The organism is Streptomyces sp. NPDC046203 (assembly GCF_040646255.1).
GTDB lineage: Bacteria > Actinomycetota > Actinomycetes > Streptomycetales > Streptomycetaceae > Streptomyces.
In genome coordinates this window covers 1-12,293 of sequence record NZ_JBEYZX010000085.1, presented here as the reverse complement: position 1 = coordinate 12,293, position 12,293 = coordinate 1, and the positions used below count along the sequence as shown (strand labels likewise).

Sequence of the window (12,293 nt, the reverse complement as noted above, 5' to 3'; positions counted from 1 at the left end):
TTTCCTTGGGGGTTGGGGGGTGTTTGGCGGGTGGTGTTTCGGGCGCCCGGGGGGGGGGCGGGGGGGGGGCGCGCGGGGCCGGCGGGGGCGGGGGGGCGGGGGCGCCCGCCCGCCCCCCCCCCGCCCGAGCCGGGGCAGGGGTTCTTCGACGAGCGGCATCTTCCCGCGCACTATCTGGTCGCCGAGGCGGGCGATCTGGGGGTGGCCGGGTATGTGCGGGTCGTGGCTCCCACTCCGCTGGCCTGCAACGCGCATGTCCGGCAGATTCAGGGGCTCGCGGTCGATCCGGGTGCGCGGGGGCGTGGGGTGGGGCGGGCGCTGCTTCGGGCGGCGGGGGAGCGGGCCCGGGCGGAGGGCGCGACCCGGCTCACCCTCAGGGTGCTCGGGCACAACGCCCCGGCGCGGGCGCTGTACGTCTCCGAGGGGTTCGTGGTGGAGGGGGTCCTGCCGGGGGAGTTCCTGCTGGACGGGGAGTACGTGGACGACGTCCTGATGGGGCGGACGCTCGCCGGGAGCTGACCGGCCTACTCCTCGCGGGCCAGCAGGCGTGAGCCGCCCATCAGCTCGCGCAGGCAGCGCAGCGCGAGGGCGGCCGGGGCGTCCGTGCCGGCGGGTGGGGCGTCCGACTCGGACCAGGTCTCCAGGGCGATGCGGATCGCGTCGGTGGCCGCGGCGGCGGCCAGGCGGAGTTCGAGGGGGTCGGCGTCCGGGCCGGCGAGGTCGCCGAGGACGGTCCGCAGCCGCTCCTCGGACTCCTGGTTGACGCGGTACCAGACGGCCCGCAGCGCCGGGTCGCTCTCGGCCGCGCGCAACAGCCCCCGGGTCCAGCGCAGGCCCTCCTCGTCGGCCGCGTCCCGGGCCGTGAGCGAGTCGGCGATGGAACGTTCCAGGGCGGTCGGCAGCGCGACGCCCGGCCCGGTCGCCGCGAGCGCGTCGCGCCAGCGGTCGGCGCCGCCCGCGAGCAGCGGGGCGACGGCGTCCTGCTTGGAGCGGAAGTAGCGGTAGAAGGTGCGCAGCGCGACCCCGGCCCGCAGGGCGATCTCCTCGGCGGTGGTGCCGTCGGGCCCGCGTTCGGTGAACAGCTCGGCGGCGGCCCGAGCGATGTCGAGCTGCGTGGCGGCCTTGCGGCGCTCGGTCAGGGTCGAAGGACGGGGCTTCGCACTCATTCCCTCAGGGTACGCCGACGCCTGCCAGAAATGCACACTGTGCAGCTATGGCAAAACGTGCCACTTGGGCGTACGGTGGTCAGTGGACGGGATCGGAAGGCCCCGTGAAAGCTCGACCGAGAGGTTGTCGTCATGAAACAGCTGACCCGCTACGAAGGGCGCCGCGCGCTCGTCACCGGTGGCGGTTCCGGGATCGGCCAGGCCACCGTCCTGCGCATGCTGGCGGAGGGCGGCACGGTCGTCGCCGCGGACATCAGCGAGGACGGCCTCAAGGACACCGCCGCCAAGGCCGGGGAGGCCGCCGGCCGTCTCACCGCGGTCGTGATCGACGTCGCCGACGAGGCCTCGGTGCGCGACGGGGTGGCCCGGGCCGTCTCCGCCCTCGGCGGTCTGGACGTACTGGTCAACGCGGCGGGCGTGCTGCGTTCCTCGCACACCCACGAGACCTCTCTCGCCGCGTTCGAACAGGTCCTGCGGATCAATCTGACCGGTACGTTCCTGGTGATCCGCGAGGCCATACCGGCCCTGCGGGAGGGCGACGGCCCGGCGGTCGTCAACTTCTCCTCCACCTCGGCGACGTTCGCGCACCCCTACATGGCGGCCTACGCGGCGAGCAAGGGCGGCATCCAGTCCATGACGCACGCCCTCGCCGCCGAGTACGCGAAGGACGGCATCCGCTTCACCGCCGTCCAGCCCGGCTCCATCTCCTCCGGCATGACCGACGGCTCCGGCGCCAGCCGGCAGTCCGTGGGCCCCGGCCTGCCCGAGGACACCGACTGGTCGCTCTTCGCCAAGCTGTCCCCGGCCCTCGGCCAGGGCTTCGCCGGACCCGAGACCGTCGCCGGGGTCGTCGCGATGCTCGGCTCCGAGGACGGCAGGTTCATCACCGGTACCGAGATCCGGATCGACGGAGGAACGCACTTCTGATGACGCACATGCACACGAACACGGACGCGAACCAGACCGTGGAGCAGGACCCGGCCCGCGCCGAGGAGATCTTCGCCGGCAAGGTGGCCGTCATCACCGGCGCCTCCTCGGGCATCGGCTCCGGCCTCGCCCGGCACGCCGCCGGCCTCGGGATGAAGCTCGTGCTCGCCGACATCGCCGCCGACCGGCTCGCCGCCTTCGCCGACGAACTGCGGGCCGACGGCGCCGAGGTCGAGAGCGTGGTCACCGACGTCGCCTCGGCCGCCTCCGTCGACGCCCTCGCCGCCGCCGCGTACGACCGCTTCGGCGCCGTCGACATGCTGGTCAACAACGCCGGAATCATGGCCATGGGCTACTCGTGGGAGATCCCCGCGGAGCGCTGGGACGCCATGCTCAAGGTCAACATCGGTGGATACGTCAACGGCGTCCGCTCCTTCGTCCCGCGCATGCTGGAACGCGGCGAGCGGGCCTGGGTGATCAACGTGTCGTCGATCGGCGGCCTCCTGCCGAGCCCGCTCATGGCCCCGTACAGCGTCACCAAGTTCGGCGTGCTCGCGCTCACCGAGTCGCTGCACTACGAGATGAAGATGAAGGGCGCGCCGATCCAGGTGTCCGTCGTGACCCCCGGCTCGGTCCACAGCGAGATCTTCAGGGCGGCCCGCCCCGGCGAGACCGAACCCCCGGAGATCGCGGCCTTCAACGACCAGCTCCAGCAGCTCGCCGACGCGCACGGGCTCACCCCCGAGGAGCACGCCGAACGCGTCTTCCGCATGGTCGCCGAGGGGAAGTACTGGGCGATACCCCAGCCCGAGCAGCTCTTCCCCGCCCTCCAGCCGAGGACCGACATGATCCTCGGTCAGGTGAACCCCGAGCTTCAGCTCGGAGTCTGACCGCCGGGCCCGGTCCGGCCCCGGCCGCTCACCCCTCCCCGGGGCCGAACCGCTCCCACAGCCGGGGAAAGCGGGCCGCGAGCACCCCGTCGTCGTCCAGATCGAACGGGGTGCCCGCCGGCTCCGCGCCCGGCGGCGGGATACCCAGATCCGGCGCCTCCGTGCCGGTCAGCCGCTCGTACGCCTCGTCCGCCGCGAACCCCAGCTCCTCGCCGTCCCCGTCGATCTCCTCGTCGAAGTCGACCAGCAGCTCCGCCAGCGCGTCCGGCTCGTGCACCGCTCCCTCGAAGACCTCCCGGCCCTGCCCGATCAGCCAGCAGCGGAAGTAGTCGAAGACCTCGTCGCCCGCGCCGTCGAACAGCACCGCGGCCGCACCCCACAACTCCCAGGTGTACGCACGGTTGTACCGGGCCTCGAAATGGCGCGCGAAGTCCAGCACCGAGTCCGGGTCCAGCTCCGTCAGCCGCTCGACGAGCAGGTCCGCGTGCTCCTCCGGGTCGCCCTCAGCGCGCTCCCGGGTGGAGTCGATGATCTTCCAGAACTCCGTCTCGTCCATCACGGGTCCAGCATCGTGTGTACGGACCCGCGCCGCACTCGGAAACGGCCGAAAACAATCCGGACAGGAGATGTCACGCTTTCCTGCCAGGCTGCCCGCATGACCGAAAGCACCGACCGCACCCGCCCTCTCGCCGGCCGTATCGCCCTCGTCGCCGGCGCCACCCGGGGCGCCGGCCGCGGCATCGCCGTCCAGCTCGGCACCGCCGGAGCCACCGTCTACGTCACCGGACGCACCACCCGCGCCGCGGTCAGCGAAGTGGGCCGGACCACCGAGACCATCGAGGAGACCGCCGAACTCGTCACCGCCGCCGGTGGCCACGGCATCGCCGTACCCACCGACCACCTCGACCCCGACCAGGTGCGCGCCCTGGTCGAACGCATCGACCGCGAACAGGGCCGGCTCGACGTCCTCGTCGACGACGTCTGGGGCGGCGAACACCTGCTCGGCCCCAGTTTCGGCAAGAAGACCTGGGAGATCGGCCTCGACGACGGCCTGCGGATGCTCGAACTCGGCGTGCGCACCCATGTCGTCACCGTCCACACCGCCCTGCCCCTGCTCATCCGGCACCCCGGCGGACTGCTCGTCGAGATCACCGACGGCACCACCGGCTACAACGGCACCCACTACCGCGAGAACGTCTTCTACGACCTGGCCAAGAACGCCCCGATCCGGATGGCCTTCGGCCTCGCGACCGAACTGGCCGCGTACGAGGCCACCGCCGTCTGCGTCAGCCCCGGCTGGCTGCGCTCCGAACAGATGCTGGAAACCTTCGGCGTCACCGAGGACACCTGGCGCGACGCCATCGCGAAGATCCCCGGCTTCGCCGTCTCCGAGACCCCGGTCTACCTCGGCCGTGCCATCGCCGCCCTCGCCGCCGACCCCGGCCGGGCCCGCTGGAACGGGCGGTCCCTCGACAGCGGCGGGCTCGCCAAGGAGTACGGCTTCACCGACGCCGACGGCTCCCGCCCCGACTCCTGGGGCTACATGCTTGCCCAGGAGACCGACCCGGACGCGCGGGCGGAGGACTATCGGTGACCGCTGGTCTCCGACTGCCGGTCGCCGACCCTTGGGGACCTGGTCCCTCGCTTTGACCGATGCCCCCTGACCGGTCGGAGGGGGTGCGGCTACCGGTAGAGCCCGGCCGTCCGCCGTGCGGCCTCCGCGAACCGCTCGCGGAGGCCCGCCGGAGCCAGCACCTCCACCTCCGGACCGAGCCCGAACAACTGACCGAAAGCAACCTCCTCGCTCTCCACCGCCAGCGTCACCCGCACCCCGCCACCCCCGGGCTCGGCGACCCCGGTCGCCAGTGCCTGCCCGGCCGCCGCCCGGTCGGTCACGGACGGCAGCCGCCGCGCCCCCGCCTCCGTCAGCCGCAGCACCACCTCCGTCCGCAGCAACGACCGCGCGAACTCCGCCGAACGCTCCGTCCAGAACCCCGCCAGATCGAACCCCGGATCCCGGACGAACTCCCCGGACCCCACCGTCACCTCGGCGAACCGGTCCACCCGGTACGTGCGGAACGCACCCTCGGCCCGCGCGCACAGGTACCAGACCCCCGCCTTCAACACGAGCCCGTACGGCTCCAGCTCCCGCGCCACCACGCCGTCCGGACGCCGGTAGCGGACCGACACCGGCCGGTCGCCCCACACCGCCTCCGCCAGCGGCGCGAGCACCTCCGGCGTCTCCGGCTCCTGAAACCAGCCCGGCGCGTCCAGATGGAACCGCCGCCCCACCGCCTCCGGCGCGTCCCGCACCGACGGCGCCAGCGCCGCCGACACCTTCAGCCGCGCCGCCGACGCCGCGTCCGCGAGCCCCAGATCCCGCAGCGCCCCCGGCAGCCCCGACAGGAACAGCGCCTCCGCCTCCCCGCGCGCCAGCCCGGTCAGCCGCGTCCGGTACCCCCCGACCAGCCGGTACCCGCCCACCCGCCCCCGGTCCGCGTACACCGGAACCCCCGCCTCCGACAGCGCCTGGGCGTCCCGCACCACGGTCCGCTCCGACACCTCCAGCTCGGCGGCGAGTTCGGCGGCCGTCATCGACGGCCGGGCCTGAAGAAGAAGCACCAATTTGATGAGACGGGCGGCACGCATGCGCTCAGCCTGCCATCCATACTGTGGCCCTGGAGCCGGAGACCACAGGGGGAGGAAACGGCGATGCGGCAGGGGGTGTTGCTGGACGGCCGGTACGAGCTCACGGGCAGTCTCGGACACGGCGGGATGGGAGAGGTCTGGGCCGCCCGCGACCAGCGGATGCAGCGGGATGTGGCGGTCAAGTTCGCCGTCAGGGCCGCACGGGACGAGACGCTCGTGCTCCGCTTCCGCCGTGAGGTCCGGGCCGCCGCGGAACTGCCCGGCCGGTACACCCCCGTCGCCCACGACTGGGGCGCCGCCGAGATCGACGGCGTGAACGTCCTCTATCTGGTGATGGAGCGACTGCCCGGGCCCACCCTCTCCGAGGCGGTCGGGACCGCGCTGCCGGACCAGGAGACCGCCGTCTCCTGGGCGCGGCAGGTGGCCGCGGCCCTCGACGCGGCGCACCGGCGGGGGATCGTCCACCGGGACGTCAAGCCCAACAACGTGATGTTCACCGAGCAGGGCGAGCTGAAGGTCCTCGACTTCGGGATCGCCAAGTTCTTCGGCGACACGCTCCGCGACGGCGGACTGACCCTCACCGGCCTTCCCATGGGCACCCCCGCGTACATGTCGCCCGAGCAGGCGAAGGGCGAGCGGACCGTCGACCACCGCAGCGACCTCTACGCGCTGGGCGCGCTGCTCTACTTCCTGCTCACCGGCCGGGCGCCCGTCACCGGGGAGAACGCGTGGGCGATCACCTACCGGGTGATCCAGGGCGACGTGCGCCCCGTCGCCGAACTCGCGCCCGGCACTCCGCGCGAACTCGCCGCGCTCGTCATGCGGCTCCTCGCCCGCGAACCGGAGGACCGGCCCGCCTCCGCGGCGGAGGTCCTGACCTGCCTCGACGGCTTCGCGGCCCCGGCCGTCGGCCTGGTACAGGCCGGCCGGCAGGCGCTGTCGGCGGTCGAGCGGGAGGCCGCCGAGCTACGGGCCGCCGCGGCGGCCGCCGCCGAGCAGTACCGCCTGCTGGCCGAGTCGGCCGCACAACAGGTCCGCAATGACGTGGAGGCCTACGTGACCGAACGGCGGGCCCAGGCCGAGGACGAGGCCGCTGCCATCCGCGCCGACGCGCGCCGGCATGCCCAGGAAATGCGTGACCAGGCCACGGCCCTCTACGAGGAGACCCGGACCAAGGCCGCTCAGGCGGCGGTGGACTTCGAGACCAACCTGGCCCGGCGCCGCGACCAGTCGGAGCGCGACCTGGCCACCCGGCACGCGGCGGCGGAAGCACGGCTCACCGAGATCGAGCGGAAGGCGGAACAGCTGAGCCTGGAAACGGACAAGGTGCGGCAGAGCGCGGAGCGCCGGGCCTACGCGATCGTGGAACGCGCCGTCGAGCAGCGTGACGAGCGGCAGGCGGCGATGGAGGGCGAGCGGGCGCGGATGCGGGAGATCCGCGCGGAGATCGCCGCGACTCTGTCGGACAGCCGGTTCCAGCCCGTGGGCAACCTGGCCCAGCAGCGGGCCCGCATCGTCCGCCAGCTGGAGGCACTGGCGGACGGGCTGTCCGCCGTACCCGAGCCGTCGACGCTCCCGGCCGACGGCTGACAGCCGCCCACGCCCCCGCCTTCGCCCCCAACCCCTGCCTCTGTTCCACCCACGCCCCCACCCCGCAGGCACGCCCGCCGCCCCCGTATGCCGAAGGGCCGCGCCCCTACCCCCACGGGTACGGACGCGGCCCCTCGGACCGGGAACGGCGGGCCTTACAGGCCGTAGCGCTCGCGCGCCTCCTTCACCGACGCGGCCTGGACCTCGCCGCGGCGGGCGAGCTGGGCCAGGGCGGCGACCACGATCGACTCGGCGTCGACGCCGAAGTGGCGACGGGCCGCGACGCGGGTGTCCGAGATGCCGAAGCCGTCGGCGCCCAGCGAGGTGTAGTCCTGCTCGATCCACTGCGCGATCTGGTCCGGGACCTGGCGCATGTAGTCGGAGACGGCCAGCACCGGGGAGTCCACGCCCTCCAGGGCCTGGCGCAGGTACGGGACGCGCTCCTCGCCGCGCAGCAGGGCCGCGTCGGCCTCCAGCGCGTCGCGCCGCAGCTCGGTCCACGAGGTCGCGGACCACACGTCGGCGGCCACGCCCCACTCGGCGGCCAGCGTCTTCTGCGCCTCCAGGGCCCAGTGGATCGCCGTGCCGGAGGCGAGCAGCTGGACGCGGGCGGCGTTCGCGGGCAGCTCCAGGCCGGCCGACTCGGCCGTGTTGAAGCGGTACAGGCCCTTGACGATGCCCTCGTCGACACCCGCGTGACCCGGCTTGGCCGGCTGCGGCATCGGCTCGTTGTAGACGGTGAGGTAGTAGAAGACGTTCTGGTCCTCGCCCTCGGCCGCCTCGCCGTACATCCGGCGCAGACCCTCCTTGACGATGGCCGCGACCTCGTACGCGAACGCCGGGTCGTAGCTCAGCGCCGCCGGGTTCGTGGCCGCGATCACCGGGGAGTGGCCGTCGGCGTGCTGCAGGCCCTCACCGGTCAGCGTGGTGCGGCCGGCGGTCGCGCCGACGAGGAAGCCGCGGCCGAGCTGGTCGCCGAGCTGCCACATCTGGTCGGCGGTCCGCTGCCAGCCGAACATCGAGTAGAAGATGTAGAACGGGATCATCGCCTCGCCGTGCGTCGCGTACGACGTCGAAGCGGCGATGAAGTCGGCCATCGAGCCGGCCTCGGTGATGCCCTCGTTCAGGATCTGGCCGTTGACGGCCTCCTTGTAGTACATCAGCTGGTCGCGGTCGACCGGCTCGTACGTCTGCCCCTTCGGCGAGTAGATGCCGAGCGACGGGAACAGCGACTCCATGCCGAAGGTACGGGCCTCGTCGGGCACGATCGGGACCCAGCGCTTGCCGGTCTCCTTGTCCCGGACCAGGTCCTTGACCAGGCGCACGAAGGCCATCGTGGTGGCGATGGACTGCGTGCCGGAACCCTTGTCGAAGGCCGCGAACGCCTTGTCGGCCGGGGCCGGCAGCGGGGCGAGCGGGTGGACGCGGCGGGCCGGGGCGGGGCCGCCGAGGGCGGCGCGGCGCTCCTGGAGGTAGCGGACCTCGGCGGAGTCGGCGCCCGGGTGGCCGTAGGGCACCTGGCCGTCGGTGAACTGGGCGTCCGAGATCGGCAGGTCGAGCAGATCGCGCATCCGCTTGAACTCGTCCGACGACAGCTTCTTCATCTGGTGGTTCGCGTTCTTCGACGCGAAGCCCTCACCGAGGGTGAAGCCCTTGACGGTCTGCGCCAGGATGACGGTCGGCGCGCCCTTGAACTCCAGGGCGGCCTTGTACGCGGCGTACACCTTGCGCGGCTCGTGGCCACCTCGGGACAGGTGGAAGCACTCGAGGATCTTGTCGTCGCCCAGCAGCTGCGCCATCGCGACGAGCGCCGGGTCCTTGCCGAAGAAGTCCTGGCGGATGTAGGCGGCGTCGCGGGTCTGGTACGTCTGGACCTGGGCGTCCGGCACCTCGCGCAGCCGGCGGACCAGGGCGCCGGTGGTGTCGAGCGCGAACAGCTCGTCCCAGGCGTTGCCCCACAGGCTCTTGACGACGTTCCAGCCGGCGCCGCGGAACTGGGCCTCCAGCTCCTGCACGATCTTGAAGTTGGCGCGGACCGGGCCGTCGAGGCGCTGCAGATTGCAGTTGATGACGAAGGTCAGGTTGTCCAGACCCTCGCGGGCCGCCAGCGCGAGTGCCGCCGTGGCCTCCGGCTCGTCCATCTCGCCGTCGCCGAGGAAGGCCCACACGTGGGAGGCGGAGACGTCCTTGATGGAGCGGTTCGTCAGGTAGCGGTTGAAGCGCGCCTGGTAGATCGCGGAGAGCGGGCCGAGGCCCATGGAGACGGTGGGGAACTCCCACAGCCAGGGCAGCCGGCGCGGGTGCGGGTAGGACGGCAGACCGTTGCCGCCGGCCTCCTGGCGGAAGTTGTCCAGGTGGGACTCGTTCAGCCGGCCGTCGAGGAAGGCGCGGGCGTAGATGCCGGGGGCGGCGTGGCCCTGGATGTAGAGCTGGTCGCCGGAGCCGGGAGCGTCCTCGGCTTCCTTGCCCTTGAAGAAGTGGTTGAAGCCGGTCTCGTAGAGCCAGGCCGCGGAGGCGAAGGTGGCGATGTGGCCGCCGACGCCGTGCTTGGCACCGCGGGTGACCATCGCGGCCGCGTTCCAGCGGTTCCACGCGGTGATCCGGCGCTCCATCTCCTCGTCGCCGCCGGCCGCGCCGATGGACGGCTCGGCGGAGGTGGGGATGGTGTTGAGGTAGTCCGTCTCCAGCAGCTTGGGCAGGGCGAGGCCCGCGCCCTCCGCGTGCTGGAGCGTGCGGCGCATCAGGTAGGCGGCCCGGTGAGGGCCGGCGGCCTTGGTGACGGCGTCGAGGGAGGCCGCCCACTCGGCGGTCTCCTCGGTGTCACGGTCCGGGAGCTGGTCGAGCTCGCTCGGAATCTTGCCTACGGGATCGGTCATGATCGCCGCCTTCCGGACAGGAGGGGGGTGGAGATAAAGGGGCCATGTCTGGCAGGACAGGGCGGCGGGCCGGGTGACGGCCCGCGGAAACTGTAATCCTCCGATCGATGATCGATCAAAGTATTGAACCGAAAAACCTCTCGATTTCAAGAAAGTAGGCACAGGGTGCCAAGTAAATGGGCACCCGGTGCCTTGTTTTCGAAGGAATCGCGGGGGATCGGCGCCGGTGGAGCGGCCGGGTGAGAGACCGCGCGCACGAATGAGCGGGCCCGTCGTACGCGACGGACCCGCTCGGAAACATGGGGGCATGTGGCCGGATTCACGCCCCGGAGGGCGAAAAAGGGTCACGCCCCGGGTGGCGGGGAATCACCCCCGGCGACCGACGGGTCACGCCCGCGGCGCGCACCCCAGCACATGCGCCTTCACCAGCGCGCCGATGTCCGGGTCGCCCCGGCGGAACGCCTCCACCAGCTCCTGGTGCTCCTCCGCGTACGACTTCTGCACCGTGCCCAGCCAGCGGATCGACAGCGCCGTGAACACCTCGATGCCCAGGCCCTCCCAGGTGTGCAGCAGCACGCTGTTCCCGGCCGCCTTCACCAGCTCCCGGTGGAACGCCACCGTGTGCCGCACCTGCGCCGTGCCGTCGCCGGCCGCGTCCGCCTCGTACAGGGCCGCCACATGCGGCTCCAGGGTCGAGCAGTCCGCCGCGAGCCGGCCGGCCGCCAGCTCCGCCGCGATCTGCTCCAGACCCGCCCGCACGGGATAGCTCTCCTCCAGGTCCGCGGCGGTGAGATTGCGCACCCGGACGCCCTTGTTCGGCGCCGACTCGATCAGCCGCAGCGACTCCAGCTCGCGCAGCGCCTCGCGCACGGGCGTCTGGGAGACCTCCAGCTCGGTGGCGATCCGCCGCTCCACGATCCTTTCGCCCGGCTTCCAGCGGCCGCTGACGATGCCCTCCACGATGTGCTCGCGGATCTGCTCGCGCAGCGAATGGACGACGGGCATGGTCATGAGAACTCGCTCCTCAGGAGACACGGTCCTCTAGACAATACGGCGGCGCCCCCACCCGGAAACACATCCGGGTGGGGGCGCCGCTGGTGAGGCTCGTTACGTTGCCCGGAGGCGACGCGGCTGCCTTACAGGCCCAGGTCGACCTCGAACTCGCCGGCCTCCAGGATCGCCTTGACGGCGTTCAGGTAGCGGGCGGCGTCGGCGCCGTCGACCAGGCGGTGGTCGTACGACAGGGCCAGGACGACCATGTCACGGATGCCGATGACCGTGCCCTCGGGCGTCTCGACGACGGCCGGGCGCTTCACGGTGGCACCGATGCCCAGGATGGCGACCTGGCTCGGCGGCACGATGACGGTGTCCCACAGGGCACCGCGCGAGCCGGTGTTGCTGATGGTGAAGGTGCCACCGGACAGCTCGTCCGGCGTGATCTTGCCGGCCCGGACCTTGGCCGCGAGGTCGGCCGTGGCCTTGGAGATGCCGGCGATGTTCAGGTTGCCCGCACCCTTGATGACCGGGGTCATCAGGCCCTTCTCGGAGTCCACCGCGATCGCGATGTTCTCGGTGTCGAAGTAGGTGATCGTGCCCTCGTCCTCGTTGATACGAGCGTTGATCACCGGGTGCGCCTTGAGCGCCTGGGCCGCAGCCTTCACGAAGAACGGCATCGGGGACAGCTTGACGCCCTCACGGGCGGCGAAGGCGTTCTTGGCCTGGTTGCGCAGCTTCATCAGCTTCGTGATGTCGACCTCGACGGCCGTGGTCAGCTGCGCCTGGGTGTGCAGGGCCTTGAACATGTTGTCGCCGATGACCTTGCGCATGCGGGTCATCTTGACGGTCTGGCCGCGCAGCGGGGAGACCTCCAGGGCCGGAGCCTTGGCGGCGGCCGGAGCGGCGGCGACGGGGGCCGGAGCGGCCTTCTTGGCCTCGGCGGCCGCGAGGACGTCCTGCTTGCGGATACGGCCGCCGACGCCCGAACCCTTGACGGTGCCCAGGTCGACACCGTTCTCGGTGGCGAGCTTGCGGACCAGCGGGGTCACGTACGCGCCGTCCTCGGCCGGCTCCGCGACAGCGGCCGGAGCCGGAGTGGCGACGGGGGCCGGCCTCATCGGGGTCGATCTGGCCGAGAAGATCATGCGTTCGGAATTCCTCGACTGCGGCCTGGTCGTGGGACGCGACGAGAACACGCC

The 12,293-nt window shown here is 72.1% G+C and carries 9 protein-coding genes and 2 pseudogenes; 5 read left to right on the top strand and 6 right to left on the bottom strand.

What is annotated here, in order from left to right; genetic code table 11:
- Positions 1 to 141: 141 nt before the first annotated feature.
- Positions 142 to 519 (top strand): annotated as a pseudogene (locus ABZ990_RS30740) (GNAT family N-acetyltransferase); the annotation flags it as partial.
- A gap of 5 nt (positions 520 to 524) precedes the next feature.
- Here the strand turns inward: ABZ990_RS30740 and ABZ990_RS30735 are convergent.
- The gene (locus ABZ990_RS30735; protein ID WP_361238754.1) at positions 525 to 1,166 is read right to left on the bottom strand and encodes a TetR family transcriptional regulator; all 642 of its coding nucleotides are present in this window, start codon (positions 1,164 to 1,166) and stop codon (positions 525 to 527) included.
- Positions 1,167 to 1,298: 132 nt separating this feature from the next.
- On the opposite strand from ABZ990_RS30735, the gene ABZ990_RS30730 reads away from it, so the two are divergent.
- A complete protein-coding gene (locus tag ABZ990_RS30730) occupies positions 1,299 to 2,093 on the top strand; it encodes an SDR family oxidoreductase (protein WP_361238751.1) in 795 nt (264 codons plus the stop codon).
- Positions 2,094 to 2,101: 8 nt separating this feature from the next.
- On the top strand, positions 2,102 to 2,983 hold the full coding sequence (locus ABZ990_RS30725; RefSeq protein WP_361238748.1) for an SDR family NAD(P)-dependent oxidoreductase: 882 nt from the start codon (positions 2,102 to 2,104) through the stop codon (positions 2,981 to 2,983).
- A 28-nt stretch (positions 2,984 to 3,011) separates the two neighbouring features.
- Here the strand turns inward: ABZ990_RS30725 and ABZ990_RS30720 are convergent, their stop codons facing one another.
- A complete protein-coding gene (locus ABZ990_RS30720; RefSeq protein WP_361238757.1) occupies positions 3,012 to 3,539 on the bottom strand; it encodes a DUF4240 domain-containing protein in 528 nt (175 codons plus the stop codon).
- Positions 3,540 to 3,638: 99 nt separating this feature from the next.
- On the opposite strand from ABZ990_RS30720, the gene ABZ990_RS30715 reads away from it, so the two are divergent.
- Complete coding sequence (locus ABZ990_RS30715; protein WP_361238745.1) at positions 3,639 to 4,577, top strand: SDR family oxidoreductase; 939 nt, start codon at positions 3,639 to 3,641, stop codon at positions 4,575 to 4,577.
- Positions 4,578 to 4,666: 89 nt separating this feature from the next.
- Here ABZ990_RS30715 and ABZ990_RS30710 read toward each other — a convergent pair whose 3' ends face one another.
- Positions 4,667 to 5,632 (bottom strand): YafY family protein, encoded by a 966-nt coding sequence (locus tag ABZ990_RS30710; RefSeq protein WP_361238742.1) that lies wholly within the window; start codon positions 5,630 to 5,632, stop codon positions 4,667 to 4,669.
- Between the two features lie 63 nt (positions 5,633 to 5,695).
- Here ABZ990_RS30710 and ABZ990_RS30705 point away from each other — a divergent pair, with 63 nt between their 5' ends.
- On the top strand, positions 5,696 to 7,222 hold the full coding sequence (locus ABZ990_RS30705; RefSeq protein WP_361238739.1) for a protein kinase: 1,527 nt from the start codon (positions 5,696 to 5,698) through the stop codon (positions 7,220 to 7,222).
- 155 nt (positions 7,223 to 7,377) lie between these two features.
- On the opposite strand, the gene aceE is transcribed toward ABZ990_RS30705, so the two are convergent.
- The 3 genes and pseudogenes from aceE to ABZ990_RS30690 form a co-directional block, all read right to left on the bottom strand.
- Positions 7,378 to 10,098 (bottom strand): pyruvate dehydrogenase (acetyl-transferring), homodimeric type, encoded by a 2,721-nt coding sequence (gene aceE / locus ABZ990_RS30700; protein WP_361238736.1) that lies wholly within the window; start codon positions 10,096 to 10,098, stop codon positions 7,378 to 7,380.
- Between the two features lie 387 nt (positions 10,099 to 10,485).
- Positions 10,486 to 11,109 (bottom strand): GntR family transcriptional regulator, encoded by a 624-nt coding sequence (locus tag ABZ990_RS30695; RefSeq protein WP_359875042.1) that lies wholly within the window; start codon positions 11,107 to 11,109, stop codon positions 10,486 to 10,488.
- Positions 11,110 to 11,234: 125 nt separating this feature from the next.
- Positions 11,235 to 12,194, bottom strand: a pseudogene (locus ABZ990_RS30690) (2-oxo acid dehydrogenase subunit E2); the annotation flags it as partial.
- Between the last annotated feature and the right edge of the window lie 99 nt (positions 12,195 to 12,293).

What these genes read in the sequence shown, in the direction of transcription:
- ABZ990_RS30735 (WP_361238754.1), bottom strand. Translation starts at nt 1,166, where the DNA reads ATGAGTGCGAAGCCCCGTCCTTCGACCCTGACCGAGCGCCGCAAGGCC.
- ABZ990_RS30730 (WP_361238751.1), top strand. Translation starts at nt 1,299, where the DNA reads ATGAAACAGCTGACCCGCTACGAAGGGCGCCGCGCGCTCGTCACCGGT.
- ABZ990_RS30725 (WP_361238748.1), top strand. Translation starts at nt 2,102, where the DNA reads ATGCACACGAACACGGACGCGAACCAGACCGTGGAGCAGGACCCGGCC.
- ABZ990_RS30720 (WP_361238757.1), bottom strand. Translation starts at nt 3,539, where the DNA reads ATGGACGAGACGGAGTTCTGGAAGATCATCGACTCCACCCGGGAGCGC.
- ABZ990_RS30715 (WP_361238745.1), top strand. Translation starts at nt 3,639, where the DNA reads ATGACCGAAAGCACCGACCGCACCCGCCCTCTCGCCGGCCGTATCGCC.
- ABZ990_RS30710 (WP_361238742.1), bottom strand. Translation starts at nt 5,632, where the DNA reads ATGCGTGCCGCCCGTCTCATCAAATTGGTGCTTCTTCTTCAGGCCCGG.
- ABZ990_RS30705 (WP_361238739.1), top strand. Translation starts at nt 5,696, where the DNA reads ATGCGGCAGGGGGTGTTGCTGGACGGCCGGTACGAGCTCACGGGCAGT.
- aceE (WP_361238736.1), bottom strand. Translation starts at nt 10,098, where the DNA reads ATGACCGATCCCGTAGGCAAGATTCCGAGCGAGCTCGACCAGCTCCCG.
- ABZ990_RS30695 (WP_359875042.1), bottom strand. Translation starts at nt 11,109, where the DNA reads ATGACCATGCCCGTCGTCCATTCGCTGCGCGAGCAGATCCGCGAGCAC.